35 protein-coding genes and 1 pseudogene are annotated in these 24,547 nt (G+C 41.9%); 32 read left to right on the top strand and 4 right to left on the bottom strand.

Annotated features, from left to right (window positions below; genetic code table 11):
• Positions 1–991, top strand: a 991-nt coding sequence (locus ABT996_RS05955; protein ID WP_502882680.1) for a DNA-directed RNA polymerase subunit beta, incomplete at its 5' end; no start/stop codon positions are given.
• A gap of 41 nt (positions 992–1,032) precedes the next feature.
• A complete protein-coding gene (gene rpoC, locus ABT996_RS05950) occupies positions 1,033–4,704 on the top strand; it encodes a DNA-directed RNA polymerase subunit beta' (RefSeq protein WP_035447706.1) in 3,672 nt (1,223 codons plus the stop codon).
• A 61-nt stretch (positions 4,705–4,765) separates the two neighbouring features.
• Here the strand turns inward: rpoC and rihC are convergent, their stop codons facing one another.
• Positions 4,766–5,683: a ribonucleoside hydrolase RihC gene (gene rihC / locus ABT996_RS05945; RefSeq protein ID WP_035447708.1), complete on the bottom strand. Its 918-nt coding sequence runs from the start codon at positions 5,681–5,683 to the stop codon at positions 4,766–4,768.
• Between the two features lie 98 nt (positions 5,684–5,781).
• Positions 5,782–6,459, bottom strand: coding sequence for a prepilin peptidase (locus ABT996_RS05940; protein WP_010688181.1), 678 nt, complete (start codon positions 6,457–6,459; stop codon positions 5,782–5,784).
• A gap of 285 nt (positions 6,460–6,744) precedes the next feature.
• Here ABT996_RS05940 and rpsL point away from each other — a divergent pair, with 285 nt between their 5' ends.
• From rpsL to fusA, 3 genes are all read left to right on the top strand, one after another.
• Positions 6,745–7,158 carry a 30S ribosomal protein S12 gene (gene rpsL / locus ABT996_RS05935; RefSeq protein WP_004050336.1) on the top strand — a complete coding sequence of 138 codons (414 nt, stop codon included), beginning with the start codon at positions 6,745–6,747 and terminating at the stop codon, positions 7,156–7,158.
• 68 nt (positions 7,159–7,226) lie between these two features.
• A complete protein-coding gene (gene rpsG / locus ABT996_RS05930; protein ID WP_004050334.1) occupies positions 7,227–7,697 on the top strand; it encodes a 30S ribosomal protein S7 in 471 nt (156 codons plus the stop codon).
• Between the two features lie 106 nt (positions 7,698–7,803).
• Positions 7,804–9,894 carry an elongation factor G gene (gene fusA, locus ABT996_RS05925; protein WP_004050332.1) on the top strand — a complete coding sequence of 697 codons (2,091 nt, stop codon included), beginning with the start codon at positions 7,804–7,806 and terminating at the stop codon, positions 9,892–9,894.
• A 66-nt stretch (positions 9,895–9,960) separates the two neighbouring features.
• On the opposite strand, the gene ABT996_RS05920 is transcribed toward fusA, so the two are convergent.
• Positions 9,961–10,821, bottom strand: a complete 861-nt coding sequence (locus ABT996_RS05920; RefSeq protein WP_035447732.1) for a patatin-like phospholipase family protein — start codon at positions 10,819–10,821, stop codon at positions 9,961–9,963.
• Positions 10,822–10,972: 151 nt separating this feature from the next.
• The gene (locus ABT996_RS05915) at positions 10,973–11,521 is read right to left on the bottom strand and encodes a cysteine hydrolase family protein (protein WP_010688179.1); all 549 of its coding nucleotides are present in this window, start codon (positions 11,519–11,521) and stop codon (positions 10,973–10,975) included.
• A gap of 301 nt (positions 11,522–11,822) precedes the next feature.
• On the opposite strand from ABT996_RS05915, the gene rpsJ reads away from it, so the two are divergent.
• The 27 genes and pseudogenes from rpsJ (at position 11,823) to rpsK (ending at position 24,515) form a co-directional block, all read left to right on the top strand.
• Positions 11,823–12,131: a 30S ribosomal protein S10 gene (gene rpsJ, locus ABT996_RS05910; protein ID WP_025086710.1), complete on the top strand. Its 309-nt coding sequence runs from the start codon at positions 11,823–11,825 to the stop codon at positions 12,129–12,131.
• Between the two features lie 41 nt (positions 12,132–12,172).
• The gene (gene rplC, locus ABT996_RS05905) at positions 12,173–12,796 is read left to right on the top strand and encodes a 50S ribosomal protein L3 (RefSeq protein ID WP_004050322.1); all 624 of its coding nucleotides are present in this window, start codon (positions 12,173–12,175) and stop codon (positions 12,794–12,796) included.
• A gap of 25 nt (positions 12,797–12,821) precedes the next feature.
• Entirely contained in the window at positions 12,822–13,445 is a 624-nt protein-coding gene (gene rplD / locus ABT996_RS05900; RefSeq protein WP_010688178.1) for a 50S ribosomal protein L4, read from the top strand.
• A complete protein-coding gene (rplW, locus tag ABT996_RS05895) occupies positions 13,445–13,732 on the top strand; it encodes a 50S ribosomal protein L23 (protein ID WP_004050317.1) in 288 nt (95 codons plus the stop codon). The genes rplD and rplW overlap by 1 nt, the downstream gene beginning before the upstream one ends.
• Positions 13,733–13,763: 31 nt before the next feature.
• Entirely contained in the window at positions 13,764–14,597 is an 834-nt protein-coding gene (gene rplB, locus ABT996_RS05890; RefSeq protein WP_010688177.1) for a 50S ribosomal protein L2, read from the top strand.
• A gap of 53 nt (positions 14,598–14,650) precedes the next feature.
• Entirely contained in the window at positions 14,651–14,932 is a 282-nt protein-coding gene (gene rpsS, locus ABT996_RS05885) for a 30S ribosomal protein S19 (RefSeq protein ID WP_004050313.1), read from the top strand.
• Between the two features lie 16 nt (positions 14,933–14,948).
• On the top strand, positions 14,949–15,296 hold the full coding sequence (rplV, locus tag ABT996_RS05880) for a 50S ribosomal protein L22 (RefSeq protein WP_004050311.1): 348 nt from the start codon (positions 14,949–14,951) through the stop codon (positions 15,294–15,296).
• Between the two features lie 13 nt (positions 15,297–15,309).
• The gene (gene rpsC, locus ABT996_RS05875; RefSeq protein WP_004050300.1) at positions 15,310–15,966 is read left to right on the top strand and encodes a 30S ribosomal protein S3; all 657 of its coding nucleotides are present in this window, start codon (positions 15,310–15,312) and stop codon (positions 15,964–15,966) included.
• Between the two features lie 3 nt (positions 15,967–15,969).
• On the top strand, positions 15,970–16,401 hold the full coding sequence (rplP, locus tag ABT996_RS05870) for a 50S ribosomal protein L16 (protein ID WP_004050298.1): 432 nt from the start codon (positions 15,970–15,972) through the stop codon (positions 16,399–16,401).
• A complete protein-coding gene (rpmC, locus tag ABT996_RS05865) occupies positions 16,391–16,585 on the top strand; it encodes a 50S ribosomal protein L29 (protein WP_004050297.1) in 195 nt (64 codons plus the stop codon). Before rplP ends, rpmC begins: the two co-directional genes overlap by 11 nt.
• Positions 16,586–16,611: 26 nt before the next feature.
• The gene (gene rpsQ, locus ABT996_RS05860) at positions 16,612–16,878 is read left to right on the top strand and encodes a 30S ribosomal protein S17 (RefSeq protein ID WP_010688176.1); all 267 of its coding nucleotides are present in this window, start codon (positions 16,612–16,614) and stop codon (positions 16,876–16,878) included.
• Positions 16,879–16,942: 64 nt separating this feature from the next.
• The gene (gene rplN, locus ABT996_RS05855; RefSeq protein ID WP_004050293.1) at positions 16,943–17,311 is read left to right on the top strand and encodes a 50S ribosomal protein L14; all 369 of its coding nucleotides are present in this window, start codon (positions 16,943–16,945) and stop codon (positions 17,309–17,311) included.
• 35 nt (positions 17,312–17,346) lie between these two features.
• Positions 17,347–17,559 (top strand): annotated as a pseudogene (rplX, locus tag ABT996_RS05850) (50S ribosomal protein L24); the annotation flags it as partial.
• 33 nt (positions 17,560–17,592) lie between these two features.
• Positions 17,593–18,135: a 50S ribosomal protein L5 gene (gene rplE, locus ABT996_RS05845; protein ID WP_004050289.1), complete on the top strand. Its 543-nt coding sequence runs from the start codon at positions 17,593–17,595 to the stop codon at positions 18,133–18,135.
• Positions 18,136–18,147: 12 nt separating this feature from the next.
• Positions 18,148–18,333, top strand: coding sequence for a type Z 30S ribosomal protein S14 (locus ABT996_RS05840; protein WP_004050287.1), 186 nt, complete (start codon positions 18,148–18,150; stop codon positions 18,331–18,333).
• 31 nt (positions 18,334–18,364) lie between these two features.
• Positions 18,365–18,763 carry a 30S ribosomal protein S8 gene (rpsH, locus tag ABT996_RS05835; protein WP_010688175.1) on the top strand — a complete coding sequence of 133 codons (399 nt, stop codon included), beginning with the start codon at positions 18,365–18,367 and terminating at the stop codon, positions 18,761–18,763.
• 31 nt (positions 18,764–18,794) lie between these two features.
• On the top strand, positions 18,795–19,331 hold the full coding sequence (gene rplF / locus ABT996_RS05830; protein ID WP_010688174.1) for a 50S ribosomal protein L6: 537 nt from the start codon (positions 18,795–18,797) through the stop codon (positions 19,329–19,331).
• A gap of 37 nt (positions 19,332–19,368) precedes the next feature.
• Positions 19,369–19,734: a 50S ribosomal protein L18 gene (rplR, locus tag ABT996_RS05825; RefSeq protein WP_029507270.1), complete on the top strand. Its 366-nt coding sequence runs from the start codon at positions 19,369–19,371 to the stop codon at positions 19,732–19,734.
• 21 nt (positions 19,735–19,755) lie between these two features.
• Complete coding sequence (gene rpsE / locus ABT996_RS05820) at positions 19,756–20,256, top strand: 30S ribosomal protein S5 (RefSeq protein ID WP_004050282.1); 501 nt, start codon at positions 19,756–19,758, stop codon at positions 20,254–20,256.
• Between the two features lie 16 nt (positions 20,257–20,272).
• Positions 20,273–20,455, top strand: coding sequence for a 50S ribosomal protein L30 (rpmD, locus tag ABT996_RS05815; RefSeq protein ID WP_004050281.1), 183 nt, complete (start codon positions 20,273–20,275; stop codon positions 20,453–20,455).
• Positions 20,456–20,490: 35 nt separating this feature from the next.
• Positions 20,491–20,925, top strand: a complete 435-nt coding sequence (gene rplO / locus ABT996_RS05810) for a 50S ribosomal protein L15 (RefSeq protein ID WP_004050280.1) — start codon at positions 20,491–20,493, stop codon at positions 20,923–20,925.
• Positions 20,926–20,928: 3 nt separating this feature from the next.
• Positions 20,929–22,221, top strand: coding sequence for a preprotein translocase subunit SecY (secY, locus tag ABT996_RS05805; RefSeq protein WP_010688173.1), 1,293 nt, complete (start codon positions 20,929–20,931; stop codon positions 22,219–22,221).
• Positions 22,222–22,460: 239 nt separating this feature from the next.
• Positions 22,461–23,120 (top strand): adenylate kinase, encoded by a 660-nt coding sequence (locus tag ABT996_RS05800; RefSeq protein ID WP_010688172.1) that lies wholly within the window; start codon positions 22,461–22,463, stop codon positions 23,118–23,120.
• Between the two features lie 217 nt (positions 23,121–23,337).
• Positions 23,338–23,556 carry a translation initiation factor IF-1 gene (infA, locus tag ABT996_RS05795; protein WP_003689399.1) on the top strand — a complete coding sequence of 73 codons (219 nt, stop codon included), beginning with the start codon at positions 23,338–23,340 and terminating at the stop codon, positions 23,554–23,556.
• Positions 23,557–23,590: 34 nt separating this feature from the next.
• On the top strand, positions 23,591–23,704 hold the full coding sequence (gene rpmJ, locus ABT996_RS05790; protein ID WP_003696792.1) for a 50S ribosomal protein L36: 114 nt from the start codon (positions 23,591–23,593) through the stop codon (positions 23,702–23,704).
• A 25-nt stretch (positions 23,705–23,729) separates the two neighbouring features.
• On the top strand, positions 23,730–24,095 hold the full coding sequence (rpsM, locus tag ABT996_RS05785) for a 30S ribosomal protein S13 (protein ID WP_004050267.1): 366 nt from the start codon (positions 23,730–23,732) through the stop codon (positions 24,093–24,095).
• Between the two features lie 33 nt (positions 24,096–24,128).
• Positions 24,129–24,515, top strand: a complete 387-nt coding sequence (gene rpsK, locus ABT996_RS05780; RefSeq protein WP_004050265.1) for a 30S ribosomal protein S11 — start codon at positions 24,129–24,131, stop codon at positions 24,513–24,515.
• The last annotated feature ends 32 nt before the right edge of the window (positions 24,516–24,547 follow it).

The following is a 24,547-nucleotide window of genomic DNA, read 5'->3' as shown; positions in this document are numbered from 1 at the left end:
ACGTGTGCCTCACGGTGGTGGCGGTATCGTCCAAGACGTGAAGATCTTCACGCGTGAAGCTGGTGATGAATTAGCACCTGGTGTTAACATGATGGTTCGTGTTTACATTGCACAAAAACGTAAATTACAAGTCGGCGATAAGATGGCTGGTCGTCACGGTAACAAGGGTACTGTTTCTGTTGTTATCCCTGAAGAAGATATGCCATTTATGCCAGATGGTACACCAATCGACATCATGCTTTCTCCAATGGGTGTGCCTTCCCGTATGAACATCGGGCAAGTATTAGACTTGCACTTGGGTATGGCTGCACGTAAACTCGGTATCCACGTAACTTCACCAGTTTTCGATGGTGCTCGTGACGAAGATATTTGGGCAGCCTTGAAAGAAGCTGGTCTTCCATCTGACGGTAAGACAGTTCTTTACGATGGCCGTACAGGTGAAGCCTTCGATAACCGTGTCGCTGTTGGTGTCATGTACTACATGAAACTCGCTCACATGGTCGATGATAAGATCCACGCTCGTTCAATTGGACCTTACTCCTTGGTTACACAACAACCTCTTGGTGGTAAAGCACAATTTGGTGGCCAAAGATTTGGGGAAATGGAAGTTTGGGCCCTTGAAGCTTATGGGGCAGCTTACACCTTGCAAGAAATCTTGACCTACAAGTCTGATGACGTGGTCGGCCGTGTTAAGACTTACGAAGCTATCGTTAAGGGTGAACAAATTCCACAACCAGGCGTGCCTGAATCATTCCGCGTTTTAGTTAAGGAATTACAATCACTTGGTCTTGATATGAAAGTGCTCGACGCTCAAAAACAAGAGATCGAATTGCGCGATATGGACGAAGATGATGATGACATCATGAAAGTCGATGCATTAGCTAAAGTTTCGGAAGAAGAAAAAGCTAAGCGCGAAAAAGCTGCAGCAGAAAAAGAAGCTGAAGCAGAAGGCTCAAAACCAGCCGAAGAAGAAACAAAAGTTGAAAAGTAGTAAACACTCGTATTTCAAAATAAGAAAGGGAGGTCGGTCCTTTGATCGATGTCAATAAATTCGATAGCATGCAAATCGGCCTTGCTTCATCCGATAAGATCAGAAGCTGGTCTTATGGTGAAGTCAAGAAGCCAGAAACGATCAACTATCGTACGTTGAAACCAGAAAAAGACGGTCTGTTTGATGAACGGATTTTCGGACCTACAAAAGACTGGGAATGTGCCTGTGGAAAATACAAGAAAGTTAGCTATAAGGGCGTTGTGTGTGACCGCTGTGGCGTTGAAGTCACACGTGCAAAAGTTCGTCGTGAACGTATGGGTCACATCGAACTTGCTGCCCCTGTAACACATATCTGGTATTTCAAAGGTATCCCTAGCCGAATGGGTCTTGTGCTTGACATGAGCCCTCGTGCCCTTGAAGAGATCATCTACTTTGCATCTTATGTGGTTACTGATGGTGGGGACACGCCTTTAGAAAGAAAGCAACTCTTAACTGAACGTGAATATCGTGAAAAACGTGAAGAATACGGTGATGGCTTTAAAGCAGCAATGGGTGCCGAAGCTATCCGGACACTTTTACGCAATGTAGATCTAGAAAGAGAATGTGCTGAATTAAAAGAAGAATTAAAAGAAGCAACGGGTCAAAAACGGACACGTGCCGTTCGCCGTTTGGATATCTTGGAAGCCTTCTTGAATTCCGGCAACCATGCTGACTGGATGGTAATGGATGCAATTCCTGTTATTCCACCAGATCTACGTCCAATGGTCCAACTTGAAGGTGGCCGTTTTGCAACAAGTGACTTGAACGACTTATACCGCCGTGTTATCAACCGTAACAACCGTTTGAAACGCTTACTCGACTTGAATGCACCTGGCATCATCGTGCAAAACGAAAAGCGGATGTTGCAAGAAGCTGTTGATGCTTTGATCGATAACGGCCGTCGTGGTCGTCCGGTAACAGGTCCTGGTAACCGTCCATTGAAGTCCTTATCTCACATGCTTAAAGGTAAGCAAGGTCGCTTCCGTCAAAACTTGTTAGGTAAGCGTGTTGACTACTCTGGTCGTTCGGTTATCGACGTTGGTCCTAAGTTGAAACTTAACCAAATGGGTATCCCGCATGAAATGGCTTTGGAATTGTTCAAACCATTCATGATGCGTGAATTGACTAAGCGTGGTATGGCTTCTAACATCAAGAATGCTAAACGTAAGATCGATCGTCGTGACGATGATATCTGGGACGTTTTAGAAGATGTTATCAAAGAACACCCAGTCTTGCTCAACCGCGCCCCTACATTGCACCGTTTGGGTATCCAAGCCTTTGAACCTACCTTAGTTGATGGTAAAGCTATGCGCTTGCATCCACTTGCCTGTGAAGCTTACAACGCCGACTTTGACGGGGACCAAATGGCTATCCACGTGCCATTATCTGATGAAGCTCAAGCAGAAGCACGCTTGCTCATGCTTGCTGCTCACCACATCTTGGCACCTAAAGATGGTAAGCCGATCATCTCACCATCTCAAGATATGACGATCGGTAACTACTACATTACGATCGAAGAAAAAGATCGTGAAGGTGAAGGTATGATCTTCAAAGACGTCAACGAAGTTCGCACAGCTTACCAAAACAACTACGTGCACTTGCACACACGTATTGGTTTGCAAGCATCTTCCTTGGCTGCTAAGGGAACACCATTTACAGACTGGCAAAAAGACCGGATCTTGGTGACAACAGCTGGTAAAGCGATCTTTAACGAGATCTTACCAGAAGATTTCCCATACCTTAACGAACCAACTGCAGAGAACTTGTCTGGCAAGACACCAGATAAGTATTTCTTAGAACCAGGTCAAGATATTCATGAATACTTGGCTGAAGCTGATCTTGTAGCACCATTCAAGTCTGGTTTCTTATCAGATATCATCGCTCAAGTCTACAAAGACTACAAAGTTACTGCTACAGCAGAACTTTTGGACCGCATGAAAGACTTAGGTTACTACGAATCAACTAAATCTGGTTTGACAGTGGGTATCGCTGACGTTACTGATCTTGATGAAAAACCAGAGATCGTTGAACGTGCTCATAAAGAAGTTGCGACAGTTGCTAAGCAATTCCGTCGTGGTTTGATCACAGAAGACGAACGTTACAACCGTGTTATCGCTATTTGGAACAAGGCTAAAGATGATATCCAAGCTAAGCTAGTTGAAAAGATGGATCCATCTAACCCTATCCAAATGATGAGTGATTCCGGTGCTCGTGGTAACATCTCTAACTTTACGCAGCTTGCTGGTATGCGTGGTTTGATGGCTGCTCCTAACGGTAAGACAATGGAACTTCCAGTTATTGCGAACTTCCGTGAAGGTCTTTCTGTGATGGAAATGTTTATTTCCACTCACGGTGCTCGTAAAGGTATGACCGATACGGCGCTTAAGACAGCCGACTCCGGTTACTTGACCCGTCGTTTAGTAGACGTTGCCCAAGATGTTATCATTCGTGAAACAGACTGTGGTACTGACCGTGGTTTAGATGTGACAGCTATCCGTGAAGGTAACGAAATGATCGAACCATTATACGATCGTATCTTAGGTCGTTACACGATGAAGGCTGTTAAACATCCAGAAACAGGCGAAGTTATCGTTCCAGCTGATGTTATGATCGATGAAACAATGGCACAACAGGTTGTTGATGCTGGTGTTGAAATGGTCACGATCCGTTCCGCCTTCACATGTAACACACGTCATGGTGTTTGTGAACACTGCTACGGCCGTAACATGGCTACGGGTGATGAAGTTGAAGTGGGTGAAGCAGTTGGTACTGTGGCTGCTCAATCTATCGGTGAACCTGGTACTCAGCTTACGATGCGTACTTTCCATACCGGTGGGGTTGCCGGAGACGATATCACACAAGGTCTTCCTCGTGTGCAAGAAATCTTCGAAGCTCGTAATCCTAAGGGTCGTGCAACGATCACAGAAGTTACGGGTGTCATCCAATCAGTTGAAGAAAACCCAGCTGAACGTACAAAAGAAGTTACAGTTCAAGGTGAAACAGATACCAGAACATACTCCTTACCATTTACTTCTGTCTTGAAGGTAAAAGAAGGCGACTATGTTCACCGTGGTGAAGCCTTGACAGTAGGTTCGATCGATCCTAAGGAATTGATCAAAGTGCGTGACGTCTTATCAACTGAAAACTACATCTTGCGTGAAGTTCAAAAGGTTTACCGTATGCAAGGGGTAGAAATTTCTGATAAGCACGTTGAAGTTATGGCACGTCAAATGTTGCGTAAAGTTCGTATCATGGATCCAGGTGACACAAACATGTTGCCAGGTACATTGATGGACATCAACGACTTTAAGGATAACAACGTTGATACTTTGATCAACGGCGGTATCCCAGCAACAGCACGTCCTGTCCTTCTTGGTATCACCAAGGCTTCCTTGGAAACAAACAGTTTCTTATCTGCTGCTTCCTTCCAAGAAACAACACGTGTCCTAACTGATGCTGCTATCCGTGGTAAGAACGATCCATTGATCGGTTTGAAGGAAAATGTTATCATTGGTAAGATCATCCCTGCTGGTACAGGTATGAAGAAGTACCGTGACATTGTTCCTGAAGAAGTAGGTACTGCTTCTGACAGTGTTTACTCGATCTCCGACGTGGAAAAATCACTTGAAGCAAAAGAAGCGATGGCTGCTGTTAAAGTAGATGATGAAAACTAAGCATCGCTGATATACTAAAAAAGCATCTCGCAAAAAAATGCGAGATGCTTTTTTGTTTGGTTTAATTTTGCATGTTTTGGCTGACCTTTTCTAATAACCATTGATTAAAGGCAGCAGTGTCGATCCCCACACAGACTTTAGCGTTAGTCTTACCATCATGATAGGCACCACGGATATCAGCCACGGTCTCACCTACTGCAGGTCCTTCTGTGACGATATCGACCCAGTAATCTTTAGTCTCAAAAGCTTCTGGATGTTCGAGATAAAAGAGCGTCTGTAGATCGTGGATCGCCGTTCCATTTTCATCATGGTCAAAGTCATGTCCAATGATATCGTGGAGCATTTGACCAGCACGCCCAAACTGTTTGAGTTTATCTGTCGTCTCATCACTGATCCGGCCAGCAAGTGTAACATCTAAGCCGACCATAACAATCGGGAGCTGAGAGTTGTACATGATCTGAGCTGCATGCGGGTCAGTAAAGATATTGAATTCAGCAGCACTAGTCATATTGCCACGACCTAATGAACCGCCCATTGTGATGATCTGCTTGATCTTAGATTTGACTTCAGGATATTCACGCAGTAGCAGGGCGATGTTGGTATACGCTCCAGTAGTGATCAAAGTTATCGGTTCAGTGCTGTTCATGAGTGTTTCACGTAAAGCTTGGACAGCATGCAAAGCGAGCGGCTTACTGGCTGGTTCAGGAAAGTCATAGCCAGCCATACCACTTTCACCGTGGATCCGAGCCGCATCTTCGAATTTTTTGATCAATGGATCAGTTGCGCCCGCTGCTACAGGGACATCTTTGTTAAAAAAGTCGACTAGTGTCAAAGCATTTTTAGTCGTTTTATCAACGGTAACATTACCAGCAACAGTAGTGATCAAAGCGACTTCTAGCTTGGGGTCGGTCAAAGCAGTTGAGATCATCACTGCATCGTCGATCCCTGGGTCAGTATCTAAAATAATTTTGTGTGTCATAAATAATTTACCTCTATATAAAAATATCATTATACACTATAAATTATAGTTGAAACCGCTTGATTTTGCTTAGATAGACCCTTGGACTTAATTTTTTTTTAAAATTTAGCCCAATTTAAAGCAATAGGCAAGCTCAAAAGATACCCCACAGACAAAAAAGGAACAAAGGGAAACGCATGTTGTTTTGTATATTTGGCATAGATAAGTGCGGTCAGACTGGCGATAAATAAAATACTAGCTAAAGTTTGATCACCTAGTGTTATCCCTAGGACTAAAATAACAAAGGTATCACCATAGCCAAGCTTTTTAGTCCAATTTGCCCAAAAGAGCACACCAAATAAAACGACTTGGGTAAAGGAAAGCTGCAAGGGAGCAAGCGTTAGTAAGCAGATGGCACCCAATATCAATAGGTAAAGAGAAATAGTCGTATCTTGCCAATCTTCTAGGCTCAAGCAAAGTAGCCAAAAACTCGTCAAAATGAAATTAGGCCAGATCTCCCACGGCAAAAAATAGCAGACACTCCCCAGTAATAGACCAAAACCTAATTCGATGTAGGTGCTTAAGGGTGAGATCTTTTGGTGGCAAAAATGACAATGCCCTTTTTGTAAAACATAACCTAAAACGGGGAGTAATTGCCACCACGTCAAGTTATGTTGGCACGTTTCGCAAAAAGAATGCGGATAGAGCAATGAACAGCGGTATTTAGAGCGGTAAGCCAGACAGGTCGCAAATGACCCCAGACATAAACCTAAGATAATTATCAGTGTAATCAGCATGTTAAGATTCCTCCTCACTTTATAGATACGCAAGACCTTGGAAAAAAATTGCACATAATTTGAAAATATTATTTGACATCCCTTGTTTAAACGTGTTAATCTGTAAAAGGTGCTTTATGTGAACAGTTCTCTTGGGATCAGTCCAAGATCGTGCTGGCTGTGAGCAAGTTAGCACACATTTAAACGACGTACATCGGGACGTTATTTTTTTATTTATAAAAAAGGAACTCCTGGATGTGTGTACTTAAAATAATACATGAGACAAGGAAGGAGGAAGCTTTAGATATGCCTACAATTAACCAATTAGTTCGTAAGGGCCGTAAGTCTAAAGGTTCAAAATCTAATTCCCCAGCTTTAAACTTTGGGTATAACAGTTACAAGAAAGTACAAACAAACAATCCTGCTCCTCAAAAACGCGGGGTTGCAACTCGTGTCGGTACAATGACACCTAAGAAACCTAACTCTGCTTTACGTAAGTATGCTCGTGTTCGTTTGTCTAACTTGATCGAAGTTACAGCATACATCCCAGGTATCGGCCACAACTTGCAAGAACACAGTGTTGTTCTTATCCGTGGCGGTCGTGTAAAAGACTTACCAGGGGTTCGTTACCATATCGTTCGTGGTGCTTTAGATACAGCCGGTGTTGACGGCCGTATGCAAAGTCGCTCCAAGTATGGTGCTAAGAAACCTAAGAAATAATTAAACATAAATAACTAAAAAATACTTAATTACGAAGAAGTAGCTAGAATTTGAGGAGGTCATTTTAGATGCCAAGAAAAGGTGCCGTTGCAAAACGCGAAGTGCTCCCAGATCCAATTTACAACTCAAAATTGGTTACACGCTTGATCAACCGTTTGATGTTAGACGGTAAGCGCGGGACTGCATCAAAAATTTTATACGAATCTTTTGATATTATTAAGGAACAAACAGGTAACGATCCATTAGAAGTGTTCGAAGAAGCAATGAAGAACATCATGCCTGTTTTGGAAGTTAAAGCTCGCCGTGTTGGTGGTTCTAACTACCAAGTTCCGATCGAAGTTCGTCCAGAACGTCGTACAACATTAGGTTTGCGTTGGTTAGTTAACTACTCACGTTTACGTGGGGAACACACAATGCCAGAACGCTTAGCTAAAGAAATTATGGACGCTGCTAACAATACAGGTGCATCAGTTAAGAAGCGCGAAGATACACACAAGATGGCAGAAGCCAACCGCGCATTTGCACACTATCGCTGGTAATTTTAGGATGACTATTATATGATTTAGATAGGTAAATCTTATAGTAGTCATTTTTTTGAAAAAAGAACTACTATTATCTTTATTTTTGGAAGGAGAGAAATCTCAAATGGCAAACAAGCGTGAATTCCCATTGGAAAAAACACGTAACATCGGGATCGTTGCTCACATCGATGCTGGTAAGACAACAACGACCGAACGTATCTTGTATTACACAGGTAAGATCCACAAAATCGGTGAAACACACGATGGTGCTTCACAAATGGACTGGATGGAACAAGAACAAGAACGTGGTATCACGATCACATCCGCTGCTACAACAGCGCAATGGAAAGACAACCGTATCAACATCATCGACACCCCAGGACACGTTGACTTTACTGTCGAAGTAGAACGTTCATTACGTGTTCTTGACGGCGCGGTAGTTGTTTTGGATGCTCAATCTGGTGTAGAACCACAAACAGAGAACGTATGGCGTCAAGCTACAACATATGGTGTTCCACGTATCGTATTCATCAACAAGATGGACAAGATTGGTGCTAACTTTGACTACTCTGTAAGCACGATCAAGGACCGTTTGCAAGCAAACCCATTGCCAGTTCAAATGCCTATCGGTGCTGAAGATCAATTCGAAGGTGTTATCGACTTGGTTGAAATGCAAGCTGACCTTTACGATGAAGATGCTTCTGGTGCTAGCTGGGAAACAGTTCCAGTTCCAGAAGAATACTTGGAAGAAGCACAAACTCGCCGTGAAGAAATGATCGAAGCATTAGCTGATGTTAATGAAGACATCATGGAAAAATACCTTGGTGGGGAAGAAATTTCTAAAGAAGAAATCAAGAAAGCTATTCGTCAAGCTACACTTAGCTTAGATGTATACCCTGTTTTTGCTGGTTCTGCCTTCAAGAACAAAGGTGTTCAAATGATGCTTGATGGTGTTAATGATTACTTACCATCTCCATTAGATGTTAAGCCATATAACGCTACAAACCCAGATACAGACGAAGTTGTTGAACTTGTTGCTGATGATGACAAGCCATTTGCTGGTTTAGCATTTAAGATCGCAACTGACCCATTCGTTGGTCGTTTGACATTCTTCCGTGTTTACACAGGTACTTTGGAAGCTGGTTCATACGTCTTGAACGCTACAAAGGGCAAGCGTGAACGTGTAGGTCGTTTGTTGCAAATGCACTCTAACCACCGTAACGAAATCTCTGAAGTATTCTCCGGTGATATCGCTGCTGCTATCGGTTTGAAGGACACAACAACAGGTGACTCCTTGACAGATCCTAAGCACCCATTGATCCTTGAATCCATGGAATTCCCAGAACCAGTTATCCAAGTTTCTGTGGAACCAAAATCCAAGGCTGACCAAGATAAGATGGACGTTGCTTTACAAAAACTTGCTGAAGAAGATCCTACATTCAAGGCTGAAACAAACCCTGAAACAGGCGAAACATTGATCGCTGGTATGGGTGAGTTGCACTTGGATATCATCGTTGATCGTATGAAGCGTGAATTCCACGTTGAAGCTACTGTTGGTGAACCACAAGTTGCTTACCGTGAAACATTCACAAAACAAGTACAATCACAAGGTAAGTTCGTTCGTCAATCTGGTGGTAAAGGTCAATACGGTGACGTTTGGATCGAATTTACACCAAACGAAGAAGGTAAAGGCTTCGAATTCGAAAATGCTATCGTCGGTGGTGTTGTTCCTCGTGAATACATCCCTTCAGTAGAACAAGGTTTGAAGGAAGCTATGCAAAATGGTGTCTTGGCTGGATATCCATTGATCGACGTTAAGGCTAAGTTATATGATGGTAGCTACCACGATGTTGACTCCTCTGAAGCTGCATTTAAGGTTGCTGCATCACTTTCCTTGCGTAACGCTGCATCCAAGGCTGGCGCTGTAATTCTTGAACCGATCATGAAGGTTGAAGTTGTTGCTCCAGAAGATAACTTGGGTGACGTTATGGGTCACGTGACAGCTCGTCGTGGCCGTGTTGAAGGTATGGAAGCTCGCGGTAACGCACAAGTTGTTAACGCATTTGTTCCATTGTCCGAAATGTTCGGTTACGCAACAACATTGCGTTCTGCAACACAAGGTCGTGGTACATTTACAATGACAATGGATCACTACGAACCAGTGCCAAAGGCTATCCAAGAAGAAATCATCAAGAAAAACGGCGGCAACGCTTAATCATAATTGATGGTATAAGAAAAGACTGTTGGGGTTATCCCAGCGGTCTTTTTGTGATACATAAAATCAACTTTCTAAGTAAGCGATCATCTTATCGAAGTTGTTTTCCATATCGGTAGTTCCTACGTGATAGAGTTCATCGAGTTTTTTGATGTTATGTTCTAAACGGCCGACTTTAACAGGTGTTTCTGGTGCTAAAACAAAGATCTTGCCATCTTTTTCCAATTGATTCAAAGTTTTGACCGACTTATTGTAATTTTCTGGTCGTGCGATCGCAGCTTTGACAAAGTTAGGATAAGTTTTGAAATGACGATGATAGAGCTTTTGAAGAGCAAAACTAGTTGGCTTTTTGCGGTAATCGCGCATTCTAGTTCTGACGACCACGATCTTATCAAAACCAGCTTGTTGAGCTAGATCATAAGGTATCGAATCAGCGATCCCGCCGTCTAGACATAATCCCTTAGCCGTTTGGACTGGTTTGGAGATAAAAGGCATAGAAGATGAAGCTTCTAAAGCATTCACAAATGGTTTGCCTGGTTTTGGTTTATTGAAAGTAACGGCTTTGCCACTTGTCAATTCAGTCGCTACGACCGCGAAATTAGTTTCCGAGCGTTCATATGCTTTAACATCAAAGTTATGCCAAGTTGGTCCGTGATCTGCGAATAAGAAATCAAGGTTGATGATGCTTTCTTTTTTGAGCACATTAGCCATTGAGATGTATTCTTTGTCATCGCGGTATTGCGTATTGATGTTGTAAGTTCGCTTATATTGTTTGGAAACGTAATTAGCACCACTCAAAGAGCCAGCTGAAACGCCGATCACGGTTTTAAATTGAATATCTTTTTTTAGTAAAACATCAAGGATACCTGAAGTGTAGAGCCCACGCATGGCACCACCTTCGAGCACTAGTGCTGCATTATAGTACATAATTAATGACCTTCTCTCTTCTTGGTACAACCTAATTTTAAGAAGTTTAAGTTTTTTGTGCAAGGTAAAAGGAAAAATTTAAACTAAATGCTTAAAAATAAAGTAGCATGTCTTGCTAGTTTAAATCTAGGCTGCATGCTACTTTATTATATTAGTATACTTTTGCACCTAAAGAACTTTCAAAATGACGTAAAGCCCATTCGTGTCCGATTTGATCAAAACTAGCCACGGCATTTTTAGGGATCTCAAGTGAGTAGTTTAGGTCGTAAGCGTCCACGGCAGTATGCAGAACGCAAATGTCAGTGCAGACCCCAGTTAAACAGAGCGTATCGATCTTGCGGGTGCGTAAAAAGTTATCTAAGCCTGTATTTTGGAAGCTGGAATACCGATCTTTGGAGTATTGCCAGACTAATTCGTTGGCTTGATTATTTTGGTACCACTCTGCTAACTTACCGTAAAGTTGGTGTCCCCAAGTTCCTTCTATATTATGTGGGGGAAATAATTTACTTTCAGGATGGTACTTATCGTTTAACTGATGGGTGTCGGTCGGTAAGATAACATAATCACCGTTAGCTAGGTAGGTGTCAGCTAATTTGAGGATAGTCTCTTCGATAGCTTGGCCAGGCTCTTTGCAGGAAAGCGTACCGTCGTCGGCGATAAAGTCGTTAGTGTAGTCGATAATGAGTAGAGCTTTTTTCATGTTGAGATACCTCGTATATATTTTTCTTATTATAATAGAAGAAAAGTGATCTAGTTGTAAAGTAAAAGCACAAATAACGCTTTCACAAAAATATTTTCAAAAAAATACTTGATTTGTGTTTTTGTTTGTAATAATATAGAAAAGTACTTGTGCAAGGGACAAGTGCATAATTCAGTTGTTTTATATTTTAAATGAGCTATGATGTGAAAGGTTGCGACACACCCGGGAGCTTTGCCACAGGCGTGACGGGAATTTTCACGGAGCTAGTCTTATTTTTAAAATAGACGAGGGAGGTAACATAATGGCAAAACAAAAAATTCGTATTCGTTTGAAAGCATACGAACACCGCATTTTAGATCAATCCGCTGACAAGATCGTGGAAACAGCTAAGAGAACAGGTGCTCAAATTTCCGGTCCTATTCCGTTGCCAACGGAACGTACAATTTACACGGTTATTCGTTCACCACACAAATACAAAGATTCTCGTGAACAATTTGAAATGCGCACACATAAGCGTTTGATCGATATCGTAAATCCTACACCAAAGACAGTTGATTCATTGATGAAACTTGACTTACCATCTGGTGTTGATATCGAAATCAAATTATAATAAATTACATTAAACTATAAAAATTAATTGGAGGTGTACTCATGACCACTAAAGGAATCTTAGGCAAAAAAGTAGGTATGACACAAGTCTTCACTGAAAACGGCGAATTAGTTCCTGTAACAGTTGTTGAAGTGGGTTCTAACGTTGTATTACAAGTTAAAACTGTTGAAAACGACGGTTACGAAGCTGTTCAATTAGGTTTTGATGACCAACGTGAAGTGAATGCTAACAAACCTGCTAAGGGTCATGCAGCAAAAGCAAATACTGCTCCTAAGCGCTTCGTTCGTGAAATCCGCGATGTTGAGCTTGGAGAATACAAAGTCGGTGACGAAATCAAGGCAGACTTGTTCGAAGCAGGCGACATCGTAGACGTAACAGGTACGTCCAAGGGACATGGTTTCCAAGGTAACATCAAACGTTGGGGTCAAAGTCGTGGACCAATGGCTCACGGTTCCCGTTACCACCGTCGACCAGGTTCGATGGGTGTTATCATCAACCGTGTTATGAAAGGTAAGTTATTACCAGGACGTATGGGTGGCAAACGAGTTACGATCCAAAACTTGGAAATCGTTAAAGCTGATACAGAAAACGGCGTACTTTTGATCAAGGGTAACGTACCAGGCGCTAACAAGTCATTCGTTACAATTAAGAGTACAGTTAAATAATTAGAGGAAGGGAGGAAAAATACACATGCCTACAGTAGCATTATTTAATCAAGACGGTACACAAAACGGTGATGTTCAATTGAACGATGCAGTTTTTGGTATCGAACCAAATGAAAGTGTTGTTTTTGATGCTGTGATCATGCAACGTGCATCACTTCGTCAAGGTACACACGCAGTTAAGAACAGAAGTGCTGTTCGCGGTGGTGGTCGTAAGCCATGGCGTCAAAAGGGTACAGGTCGTGCTCGTCAAGGTTCTATCCGCTCACCACAATGGGTTGGTGGTGGTACCGTATTCGGTCCTACACCTCGCTCATATGCTTACAAGCTTCCACGTAAAGTGCGTCGCTTGGCTATCCGCTCCGTCCTTTCTCAAAAGGTATTGGACAATAGCTTGGTAGTTGTTGAAACATTGAACTTCGACGCTCCAAAGACAAAAGCATTTGCAGAAGTTTTGAACAACTTAGATGTTAAATCCAAAGTTTTAGTAGTTCTTGAAGATGACAACGAAAAAGCTGCATTAGCTGCACGCAACTTGGCTAACGTAACAGTTATCCCAGCTAAAGGCTTGAACGTATTAGACGTCGTAAACAGCGACAAGATGGTCATCACAAAAGGAGCTCTTTCTCAAGTAGAGGAGGTTCTTGCATAATGGAATCACGCGATGTAATCTTACGTCCTATCATCACAGAAGCTTCTATGAATGAAATGGACAACAAACGCTACACATTTGAAGTTGACTTACGTGCTAACAAGACACAAGTTAAAGATGCTGTTGAAGACATCTTTGAAGTTGAAGTTGCTAAAGTTAACATCATGAACGTTAAAGGTAAAAAGAAACGCATGGGTCGTTACGAAGGCTACACACGTAAGCGTCGTAAAGCTATCGTTACTTTGAAACCAGAATCAAAAGATATTCAATTATTCAACGAAGAATAAAATTTTAAATTAATCATAGGAGGGAAATATAGTGGGGATCAAAAAATTCAAACCAACCTCTAACGGTCGTCGTAATATGACTGGTTCAGATTTCGCTGAAATCACAAAAACAACCCCAGAAAAGTCCTTGCTTGCATCTAAGAGTAAGACAGCTGGTCGTAACTCTTACGGTCATATCACAGTTCGTCACCGTGGTGGTGGACACAAACGTCAATACCGTTTGATCGACTTCAAACGTATTAAAGACGATGTTCCTGCAACAGTTAAAGCAATCGAGTATGATCCAAACCGTTCTGCTAACATCGCATTAGTTGTTTATGCTGATGGTGTTAAATCATACATCCTTGCACCAAAAGGCCTTGAAGTTGGCCAAAAAATTCAATCCGGTAAAGATGCTGATATCAAAGTTGGTAACACATTGCCATTGGAAAACATTCCAGTTGGTACAGTTATCCACAACATCGAATTAAAACCAGGTAAGGGTGGCCAATTGGTTCGTTCTGCTGGTACATCAGCTCAATTACTTGGTAAAGAAGGCAAATACGCAATCGTTCGTTTGACTTCTGGTGAAGTTCGTATGATCTTAGTTACATGCCGTGCTACGATTGGTGCTGTTGGTAACGAACAACACGAACTTATCAACATCGGTAAAGCTGGTCGTTCCCGTTGGTTGGGCAAGCGTCCACAAAGCCGTGGTTCTGTAATGAACCCTAACGATCACCCACACGGTGGTGGTGAAGGTAAAGCTCCTGTTGGTCGTCCATCTCCAATGTCTCCATGGGGTAAGAAGACTACAGGTCTTAAGACTCGCTCTAAGAAAGCTAAGTCAAACAAATTTATCGTACGTAGTCGTAAAAAGAAATAATCTCCTAATCGCGTAAATTTTATGCGATTATTGTTCCGAAAGGAGGACATACTTTGAGTCGTAGTTTGAAAAAAGGACCTTTCGTCGACGAACACTTGATGAAAAAGGTTGAAGCACAAGCTGATCAAGAAAAGAAATCAGTGATCAAGACATGGTCACGTCGTTCCACGATTTTCCCTAGCTTTATTGGTTACACAATCGCAGTATATGATGGTCGTAAGCATGTGCCGGTTTATATCCAAGAAGATATGGTCGGCCATAAATTAGGTGAATTCGTGCCAACACGTACATTCCATGGTCATGCCGCAGACGATAAGAAGACAGGCAAGAAATAATAAGGGAGGATAAATCATGGCTGAACAAGTAACATCAGCAAAAGCAACTGCCAAGACAGTTCGAATCCCTGCACGTAAAGCACGTCTTGTGATCGATCTTATCCGTGGTAAGAACGTTGCTGAAGCATTCGGTATCTTGAAGTTCACACCAAGATCTGGTGCTTACTTAATCGAAAAAGTTTTGAAATCTGCTGTTGCAAACGCAGAAAACAACTTTGACTTAGATGTTGAAGATCTTTATGTAAGCGAAGCCTATGTTAACGAAGGACCAACCTTGAAGCGTTTCCGTCCTCGTGCAAAGGGTTCTGCTTCCCCAATCAACAAGCGTACAAGTCACATTACAGTTGTGGTATCTGTTAAATAAGGAGGGATAACGCGTGGGTCAAAAAGTAAATCCAACCGGGTTACGTGTCGGTATCATTCGTGACTGGGATGCAAAATGGTATGCTGAAAAAGATTTTGCTTCCAACTTACACGAAGACTTACACATCCGTGAATACATCGAAAAGAAATTAGCCGACGCTGCTGTCTCTACCGTAGAAATCGAACGTGCTGCAAAGCGTGTTAACATTTCTATCCATACTGCAAAACCAGGTATGGTCATCGGTAAAGGCGGTTCTGAAGTTGAAAAGCTTCGTAAAGAATTAAACAACTTGACAGGCAAGCGAGTACACATCAACATTGTGGAAATCAAGAAGCCTGACTTAGAAGCAAAATTAGTTGGTGAAAGCATTGCTCAACAATTGGAAAACCGTGTTGCTTTCCGTCGTGCAATGAAACAAGCTATCCAACGTACAATGCGTGCTGGCGCAAAAGGTATCAAGGTTCAAGTTGCTGGTCGTTTGAACGGTGCTGATATGTCCCGTATCGAACAATTCTCAGAAGGTACTGTTCCTTTGCATACATTGCGTGCTGATATCGATTACGCATGGGTAGAAGCTACAACAACATACGGCCAATTGGGCGTTAAAGTTTGGATCTACCGTGGTGAAGTATTGCCAACAAAGAAAAATAACGGTAAAGGAGGGAAATAGTCTATGTTAGTACCAAAACGTGTAAAGCACCGTCGTGAATTCCGCGGTAAAATGCGTGGTGAAGCAAAAGGCGGTAAGGAAGTAACATTCGGCGAATTCGGTTTACAAGCTACTGATTCACATTGGATCACAAACCGTCAAATCGAAGCTGCTCGTATTGCTATGACTCGTTACATGAAGCGTGGTGGGAAAGTTTGGATCAAGATTTTCCCTCACAAGTCTTACACAGCTAAGGCTATTGGTGTTCGTATGGGTTCCGGTAAAGGTGCTCCAGAAGGCTGGGTAGCTCCTGTAAAACGTGGCAAGGTCATGTTTGAAATTGGTGGTGTTTCTGAAGAAGTTGCTCGTGAAGCATTGCGTTTAGCTTCCCACAAACTCCCAGTCAAGACTAAGTTTGTAAAACGTGAGGTAGGTGGCGAATCAAATGAAGATTAATGAAATTAATGAATTAACCACTGCTGAAATGCTCGAAAAAGAAAAGCAATTCAAAGAAGAATTATTTAACTTACGCTTCCAATTAGCTACCGGTCAATTAGAAAACACCGCACGCTTGAAAGAAGTTCGTAAAACGATCGCACGCATCAAGACTGCGTTGCGTCAACAAGAATTGAACAAATAAGAATACGAAAAGGAGGCTAATCGCGCATGAGTGAAGCTCGTAACCAACGCAAAGTCTATCAAGGACGTGTCGTTTCTGACAAAATGGAAAAAACAATCACTGTTGTTGTTGAAACTTACGTGAACGATAAAGTTTACGGCAAACGTGTTAAGTATTCAAAGAAATACAAGGCACATGACGAAAACAATGAAGCAAAAGTTGGCGACATTGTTAAGATCATGGAAACACGTCCGTTGTCAGCTACAAAACGTTTCCGTTTATTAGAAATCGTTGAAAAAGCAGTTATTATCTAATTTTCGATAACTAACAAAGCATTCGTATTCTGATCTATCTAATAGCGAAAGGAGGTCACATACTGTGATCCAACAAGAGAGTCGTTTGAAAGTCGCTGATAACTCCGGTGCCCGCGAAATCTTGGTTATCAAGATTTTGGGTGGTTCCCGTGTGAAGACTGCTAATATCGGTGACATTATTGTTGCTACTGTTAAACAAGCAACACCAGGTGGCGTTGTCAAAAAAGGCGATGTTGTCAAGGCTGTTGTTGTTCGTACAAAATCTGGTGCACACCGTGCTGACGGTTCATACATCAAGTTCGATGAAAATGCTGCTGTTATCATCGGTGATGACAAGTCACCTAAGGGTACACGTATTTTCGGACCTGTTGCACGTGAATTACGTGACGGAAACTTCATGAAGATCGTTTCCTTAGCACCTGAAGTATTATAATATCCGTCTATTTGGCAAGGAGGTGCGCAGAGAAAATGTTCATCAAGAGCAATGACAAAGTTAAAGTTATCGCTGGTAAGGACAAAGGTAAAGAAGGCGTTGTTATCAAGGCTTTCCCAGCAAATGATCGTGTGATCGTAAAAGGTGTAAACATCGTTAAGAAGCATCAAAAACCTAACAACGCAAACCCAAACGGTGGGATCGTTGAAATGGAAGCACCAATTCATGTTTCTAACGTTAAAAAAATCAGTGAATAGTCGAGAAAGGAGGATACTTTCTTCATGGTTAACCGTTTAAAAGAAAAATATACTAATGAAATCGTTCCATCCTTGATGGAAAAATTCAACTACTCATCAATCATGCAAGCACCTAAGGTTGATAAGATCGTTATCAACATGGGTGTTGGTGATGCTGTAAGCAATGCTAAAAATTTGGATGAAGCTGTGGAAGAACTTACGCTTATCTCTGGTCAAAAACCAGTTATTACCCGCGCTAAGAAATCTATCGCTGGCTTCCGTTTACGTGAAGGTATGGCAATCGGTGCCAAGGTTACCTTACGTGGACAACGTATGTACGAATTTTTGGACAAATTAGTTTCAGTTTCATTGCCTCGTGTGCGTGACTTCCATGGTGTAAGCAAGCGTGCATTTGATGGCCGCGGGAACTACACATTGGGCGTACGCGAACAATTGATCTTCCCTGAAATTGATTTTGATAATGTTAACAAGGTTCGTGGTATGGATATCGTTATCGTTACAACTGCTAACACAGACGAAGAATCCAAAGAACTTTTGACACAACTTGGAATGCCATTCGCTAAATAAGGGGGTTTCACATTGGCTAAAAAGTCACAAGTAGCAAAGAATAAGCGCCCAGCTAAGTTCTCAACACAAGAATACACACGTTGCGAACGTTGCGGTCGTCCTCATTCTGTATATCGTAAATTTAAGTTATGCCGTGTTTGCCTGCGAGAACTTGCTCATAAGGGTCAAATCCCTGGCATGAAAAAGGCTAGCTGGTAGTCCATATTAACAAGGAAAAGGAGGCAATAACATGGCAATGACAGATCCTATTGCAGACTTCTTGACACGTATTCGTAATGCTAACATGGTCAAGCATGAATCTGTAGAAGTTCCTGCTTCAAAAATGAAGAAAAACATCGCTGAAATCCTTAAGAACGAAGGATTTGTTCGTGATGTAGAATACATCGAAGATGACAAGCAAGGTATCATCCGTGTATTCTTGAAATACGGTAAAAACAACGAACGCGTTATCTCTGGTATCCGTCGTATCTCAAAACCAGGTTTACGCTCATACGTTAAAGCTGACGAAGTGCCTAAGGTTCTTAACGGTTTAGGTATCGCTATCGTGTCAACATCTGAAGGTGTTATGACAGATAAAGATGCTCGCGCTAAGAAAATCGGTGGCGAAGTAGTCGCTTACGTTTGGTAATATATAAAGTTCAAAAGGAGGTGTCCATCTCGTGAGTCGTATTGGTTATAAGGCAGTTGAATTACCTGAAGGCGTTGAAGTAAAACAAGACGGAAACGTTGTGACTGTAAAAGGTCCTAAGGGTGAATTAACTCGTGAATTCTCTGATCTTATCAAGATCAACATCGATGGTAACGTTGCAACATTTGAACGTTCAAGCGATGATAAAAAAGCTAAAGCAATGCATGGTACAACCCGTGCTAACTTCCACAACATGGTAGTTGGTGTAACAGAAGGTTACAAGAAAGAACTTGAACTTCGTGGTGTTGGTTACCGTGCTCAAATGCAAGGTAAGAAGCTCGTGTTAAACGTGGGCTACTCTCACCCTGTTGAATTTGAAGAAGAAGATGGAATCAAATTTGAAACTCCATCAGCTACATCAATTATCGTTTCTGGTATCAACAAAGAAGACGTTGGCGATTGCGCTGCTCGCATTCGTGCAACTCGTGCACCAGAACCTTACAAAGGCAAAGGTATTCGTTACGTTGGCGAATATGTACGTCGTAAGGAAGGTAAGACTGGTAAATAATCTTGCAGCATGATCTGCTGTTAAATAAAACTAAGAGGTGAAAAAAGTGATTTCAAAACCAGATAAGAATAAGACGCGTCAAAAGCGCCATACACGTGTTCGTGGTAAGATCTCTGGTACTGCTGAGTGCCCACGCTTAAATGTTTATCGTTCAAACAAAAACATCTACGCTCAAGTTATTGATGACGTAGCGGGTGTGACGCTGGTCAGTGCCTCTACTTTAGACAGTGAAGTTAGCGCTGGTACAAAGACAGCTCAAGCAAGTGCTGTTGGTGAATTAGTGGCTAAACGTGCTGCAGACAAGGGTATCAAAGAAGTTGTATTTGACCGTGGCGGATACCTTTATCATGGTCGTGTGCAAGCTTTGGCTGAAGCTGCTCGCGAAAACGGCTTAGACTTTTAGGAAAAGGAGGAAATAACGTTTATGACTTTTATTGATCCAGCTCAATTAGATTTAGAAGATCGCGTTGTTGCGATCAACCGCATCACTAAAGTTGTTAAAGGTGGACGTCGTCTTCGCTTTGCTGCTTTAGTAATCGTCGGTGACCATAATGGCCACGTGGGCTTCGGTACAGGTAAAGCTCAAGAAGTTCCAGAAGCTATCCGTAAGGCTGTTGATGCTGCTCGTAAGAACTTAGTTAAAGTTCCAATGGTCGGAACAACACTTCCTCACGAAGTTCTCGGTCAATACAGCGGTAGTCGTATTTTACTTAAGCCAGCTGAAGCTGGTTCTGGGGTTGCTGCTGGCGGTGCTGTTCGTGCCGTTATGGAACTCGCCGGAGTTGCTGATGTTACAAGTAAATCATTAGGCTCCAACACACCAATCAACGTTGTTCGTGCAACAATGGATGGTTTAGCTAACATGAAGAGTGCTGAAGAAGTTGCTGCTTTACGTGGCGTTTCTGTTCAACACTTAGCAGAGTAATAAGGAGGACAAATTCATGGCTAACTTAAAAGTTACTTTAGTTCGTTCTGTCATCGGACGTCCTCAAAATCAACGCGAAATCGTTAAGGGCTTAGGCCTTGGACGTGTAAACAGCTCTGTTGTCGTTCCTGACAACGCTGCAATGCGCGGTGCTATTCGCAAGATCAATCATTTAGTGGACGTTGAATTGGCTAAATAATTATTATTTAGATAAATAAGGAGGTGCCAACCCTAATGAAATTACATGAATTAAAGCCAGCTGAAGGCTCACGCCAAGTACGTAACCGCGTAGGTCGTGGTACTTCATCCGGTAACGGTAAAACTGCAGGTCGTGGCCAAAAAGGTCAAAAGGCTCGTAGTAAAGTACGTTTGGGCTTTGAAGGTGGACAAATGCCATTGTTCCGTCGTATGCCAAAACGTGGTTTCAATAACATCAACCGCAAGGAATATGCTATTGTAAACTTAGAAACTTTAAACAAATTCGAAGACGGTGCAGAAGTAACACCAGCATTGATGGTGGAAGCTGGTATCGTTAAGAATGAAAAAGATGGCGTTAAAGTTTTAGGTAATGGTGAATTGAACAAGAAATTAACTGTTAAAGCTAATAAGTTCTCTGCCAGTGCTAAAGCAGCTATCGAAGCAGCAGGCGGTCAAGCAGAGGTGATGTAATACATGCTTAAGACACTAAAGTACGCCTTTGCTGTAAAAGAGATTCGCAATAAAATCTTATTTACCTTAGGTGTCTTGGTTGTATTTCGCTTAGGCACGTATATCACTGTCCCTGGGATCAACGCTAAAGCATTGAATAGTGTTGCGTCTTCAGGGTTAATTAGTATCTTGAACACTTTTAGCGGTGGCGGTTTGACTAACTATTCCATTTTAGCAATGGGTGTTTCTCCATATATTACCGCTCAGATCGTTGTTCAGTTATTACAAATGGACATTGTTCCACGATTTGTTGAATGGAGTAAACAAGGTGAAGTCGGACGGCGCAAGTTAAATCAGTGGACTAGATATCTGACCATTGTGCTCGCGTTTATACAATCAATCGGGATTACAGCTGGGTTCAACTATATGAGTAGTTTGAACTTGGTGAAAGATCCAAGTCCACAAACATACATCAGTATCGGGTTGATCTTGACTGGTGGTACGATGTTTACGACTTGGTTAGGTGATATGATCACTGATCGTGGTATCGGTAATGGGATCTCAATGATCATTATGGCGGGTATCATCGCCCGTGTTCCAGATGGTATTCGTCAGGTATTTGTTGAAGAATTCCAAGGTGCCTCAGACTTGTGGCAACCGATCTTATATATTGTCATCTTATTATTAGCTATCTTGGCGATCGTTACATTCGTGACTTATGTTCAACAAGCTAACTATAAGATTCCGATCCAATATACAAGACGCCTCGCAGGTGCTTCAGAGAGTTCATATTTACCATTGAAAGTGAACGTTGCTGGGGTTATCCCAGTTATCTTTGCTAGCTCATTTATCGCAACTCCGCAAACGATCTTGATGTTATTTACACAAAATCACTCGGAAGATAATTGGTACATCATTATGAGCAAATTGTTCAATATGCAAACTGTACCAGGTATGATCTTGTATACAGTGCTTATTGTTGTCTTCACGTTCTTCTATGCCTTTGTGCAAGTTAACCCTGAAAAATTGGCTGAAAACTTGCAAAAACAAGGAAGCTATATTCCTTCTGTTTGGCCAGGGCGTGAAACACAAAAGTATGTTTCAAGCTTATTGATGCGTTTGAGCTCAGTAGGTTCACTTTTCCTAGGGCTCGTTTCATTGATCCCATTAGTAGCTTCGGCTGTTTGGGGCTTGAATGAATCGATCGGTCTAGGTGGTACTAGTCTTTTGATCGTTGTAGGGGTAACTCTTGAAACAATGCGTCAATTGAACGGTATGATGATGAAACGTGAATATATCGGTTTTATCAGAAAATAATGAACTGCCATTGACAACAAGCAAAGTTGCTCAACTTTGCTTGTTGTTTTTTATATAGAGTATGAATGCATTTTAGCGCAGGTAAGTCCTTATTTTTACGGCTATTTAGTGGTATAATCAATATGGACGTTTAAACCGAGCTGGGTATGGAGCATACCTTGGTGATCACGATGTATTTGTGGTTATATAAAACGGGAAAGTTCAAAACGTAATCTTGAAGTATAAAGGAGCATTTTACAATGGCATTAAATCTTATGTTGATGGGTCTGCCAGGTGCGGGCAAGGGTACCCAAGCTGAAAAGATCGTGGACCAATATCACATTCCACACATTTCCACGGGGGATATCTTCCGTGCAGCAATGAAGAACAATACTCCAATGGGGATCGAAGCTAAGAGTTACATAGATAAGGGTGAACTTGTCCCTGATGAAGTAACGAACGGTATCGTTAAAGAACGTTTAGCTAAAGATGATGTTAATGATGGTTACATGCTTGATGGTTTCCCACGTAACATGGCCCAAGCTGAAGCCTTGGAAACATTCGGGGCTGAATTAGGCAAGCCATTGAACTGTGTGATCAACATTCATGTTGACCCAGAATCTTTGATGGAACGTTTGACAGGCCGTTATATCTGCCGTAACTGTGGCGCAACTTACCACAAGATCTTTAACCCAACTAAGGTCGAAGGTACTTGTGATCGTTGTGGTGAACACGAATTCTATCAACGTGAAGATGACAAACCTGAAACAGTTAAGAACCGTCTTGATGTTAATATCAAGATGAACACACCATTATTAGACTTCTACAAGAAACAAGGTATCTTGCATGAAGTTGATGGTAACCAAGATATCGATAAAGTTTTTGCTGATATCAAGGCTGTTTTAGATCAAATCAACTAAAATCAAATAAAAAAGATACACCTGGATTGTCATTTTTTTAAAATAGTGCTTGCATCCAGCTTGGCACTATGATATGATAATTCAGGTTTATCTTTTCAATAGGCTCAGTTTGCCATTTTGAGCAAACAGAACTTGCGGAAAAAGGTGGGACTCCATAAAAAGCTTCTCACATTTTTACGTGTAAAGTTTTAAAACCAATTTAAGGAGGTACTTTTGCGTGGCGAAAGATGATGTGATTGAAATTGAGGGTACGATCAAAGAAACGTTGCCAAATGCGATGTTCAAAGTTGAACTTGAAAATGGACATGAGATTTTAGCTCACGTTTCCGGTAAGATCCGCATGCATTATATTCGTATTTTACCAGGAGACAAGGTTACTGTTGAAATGTCCCCTTATGATTTGACTAAGGGTCGCATTACCTATCGCTTTAAATAGATTGTACTTCAAAAATATTTAGGAGGTATAATTCATGAAAGTAAGACCATCAGTTAAACCAATGTGCGAACATTGCAAAGTTATCAAACGCAAAGGTCGCGTTATGGTTATTTGCGATAATCCAAAGCACAAACAACGTCAAGGATAATAATTAATCAGGAGGTGTAATTGTAATGGCTCGTATTGCAGGTGTCGATTTACCACGCGACAAGCGTATCGTTATCGGCTTAACTTATATTTACGGAATCGGTAATACAACAGCTAAGAAGATCTTAGCTGAAGCAGGTGTTTCAGAAGACGTTCGCGTTCGCGATTTAACAGCAGATCAAGAAGACAAGATCCGTGCTGTTGTTGATAACTACAAGGTAGAAGGTGACCTTCGCCGTGAAGTTTCTTTAAACATCAAGCGTCTTTCCGAAATTGGCTCTTACCGTGGTCTACGTCATCGTCGTCATTTACCAGTTCGTGGTCAAAACACGAAGAACAATGCGCGTACACGTAAAGGCCCAGCAGTTTCAATTGCAGGTAAGAAGAAATAATTTAAATAATCTAAGAAGGAGGTTAGCTATTTCATGGCAGTTAAAAAGTCTCGTAAGCGCCGTGTAAAGAAGAATATCGAAAGCGGTGTTGCACATATTCATTCAACATTCAATAACACACTTGTTATGATCACAGACGTTCATGGTAACGCCGTAGCATGGTCATCAGCAGGTTCTTTAGGCTTCAAGGGTTCCCGTAAGTCTACTCCATTTGCTGCCCAAATGGCCGCTGAAGCAGCAGCTAAGGGTGCAATGGATCATGGCATGAAGACTGTTGAAGTTGCAGTTAAAGGTCCTGGTTCTGGTCGTGAAGCTGCTATTCGTGCGCTTCAAACAACAGGTCTTGAAGTTACATCTATCAAGGATGTTACACCAGTTCCTCATAACGGATGCCGTCCTCCAAAACGCCGTCGTGTTTAATGTGGATCAGTATTCATTTTGAGGATAGACTC

Origin of the sequence: Ligilactobacillus sp. RTP31139st1_D10_RTP31139_211217, assembly GCF_040226755.1 — a bacterium.
GTDB lineage: Bacteria > Bacillota > Bacilli > Lactobacillales > Lactobacillaceae > Ligilactobacillus > Ligilactobacillus animalis.
This window is presented reverse-complemented; position numbering and strand designations above follow the sequence as displayed.

Bases quoted from the DNA above. Each gene is read 5' to 3' on its own strand.
- rihC (WP_035447708.1), bottom strand. From the start codon at position 5,683: ATGACACACAAAATTATTTTAGATACTGACCCAGGGATCGACGATGCA.
- ABT996_RS05940 (WP_010688181.1), bottom strand. From the start codon at position 6,459: ATGCTGATTACACTGATAATTATCTTAGGTTTATGTCTGGGGTCATTT.
- rpsL (WP_004050336.1), top strand. From the start codon at position 6,745: ATGCCTACAATTAACCAATTAGTTCGTAAGGGCCGTAAGTCTAAAGGT.
- rpsG (WP_004050334.1), top strand. From the start codon at position 7,227: ATGCCAAGAAAAGGTGCCGTTGCAAAACGCGAAGTGCTCCCAGATCCA.
- fusA (WP_004050332.1), top strand. From the start codon at position 7,804: ATGGCAAACAAGCGTGAATTCCCATTGGAAAAAACACGTAACATCGGG.
- ABT996_RS05920 (WP_035447732.1), bottom strand. From the start codon at position 10,821: ATGTACTATAATGCAGCACTAGTGCTCGAAGGTGGTGCCATGCGTGGG.
- ABT996_RS05915 (WP_010688179.1), bottom strand. From the start codon at position 11,521: ATGAAAAAAGCTCTACTCATTATCGACTACACTAACGACTTTATCGCC.
- rpsJ (WP_025086710.1), top strand. From the start codon at position 11,823: ATGGCAAAACAAAAAATTCGTATTCGTTTGAAAGCATACGAACACCGC.
- rplC (WP_004050322.1), top strand. From the start codon at position 12,173: ATGACCACTAAAGGAATCTTAGGCAAAAAAGTAGGTATGACACAAGTC.
- rplD (WP_010688178.1), top strand. From the start codon at position 12,822: ATGCCTACAGTAGCATTATTTAATCAAGACGGTACACAAAACGGTGAT.
- rplW (WP_004050317.1), top strand. From the start codon at position 13,445: ATGGAATCACGCGATGTAATCTTACGTCCTATCATCACAGAAGCTTCT.
- rplV (WP_004050311.1), top strand. From the start codon at position 14,949: ATGGCTGAACAAGTAACATCAGCAAAAGCAACTGCCAAGACAGTTCGA.
- rplP (WP_004050298.1), top strand. From the start codon at position 15,970: ATGTTAGTACCAAAACGTGTAAAGCACCGTCGTGAATTCCGCGGTAAA.
- rpmC (WP_004050297.1), top strand. From the start codon at position 16,391: ATGAAGATTAATGAAATTAATGAATTAACCACTGCTGAAATGCTCGAA.
- rpsQ (WP_010688176.1), top strand. From the start codon at position 16,612: ATGAGTGAAGCTCGTAACCAACGCAAAGTCTATCAAGGACGTGTCGTT.
- rplE (WP_004050289.1), top strand. From the start codon at position 17,593: ATGGTTAACCGTTTAAAAGAAAAATATACTAATGAAATCGTTCCATCC.
- rpsH (WP_010688175.1), top strand. From the start codon at position 18,365: ATGGCAATGACAGATCCTATTGCAGACTTCTTGACACGTATTCGTAAT.
- rpsE (WP_004050282.1), top strand. From the start codon at position 19,756: ATGACTTTTATTGATCCAGCTCAATTAGATTTAGAAGATCGCGTTGTT.
- rpmD (WP_004050281.1), top strand. From the start codon at position 20,273: ATGGCTAACTTAAAAGTTACTTTAGTTCGTTCTGTCATCGGACGTCCT.
- rplO (WP_004050280.1), top strand. From the start codon at position 20,491: ATGAAATTACATGAATTAAAGCCAGCTGAAGGCTCACGCCAAGTACGT.
- secY (WP_010688173.1), top strand. From the start codon at position 20,929: ATGCTTAAGACACTAAAGTACGCCTTTGCTGTAAAAGAGATTCGCAAT.
- ABT996_RS05800 (WP_010688172.1), top strand. From the start codon at position 22,461: ATGGCATTAAATCTTATGTTGATGGGTCTGCCAGGTGCGGGCAAGGGT.
- rpmJ (WP_003696792.1), top strand. From the start codon at position 23,591: ATGAAAGTAAGACCATCAGTTAAACCAATGTGCGAACATTGCAAAGTT.
- rpsM (WP_004050267.1), top strand. From the start codon at position 23,730: ATGGCTCGTATTGCAGGTGTCGATTTACCACGCGACAAGCGTATCGTT.
- rpsK (WP_004050265.1), top strand. From the start codon at position 24,129: ATGGCAGTTAAAAAGTCTCGTAAGCGCCGTGTAAAGAAGAATATCGAA.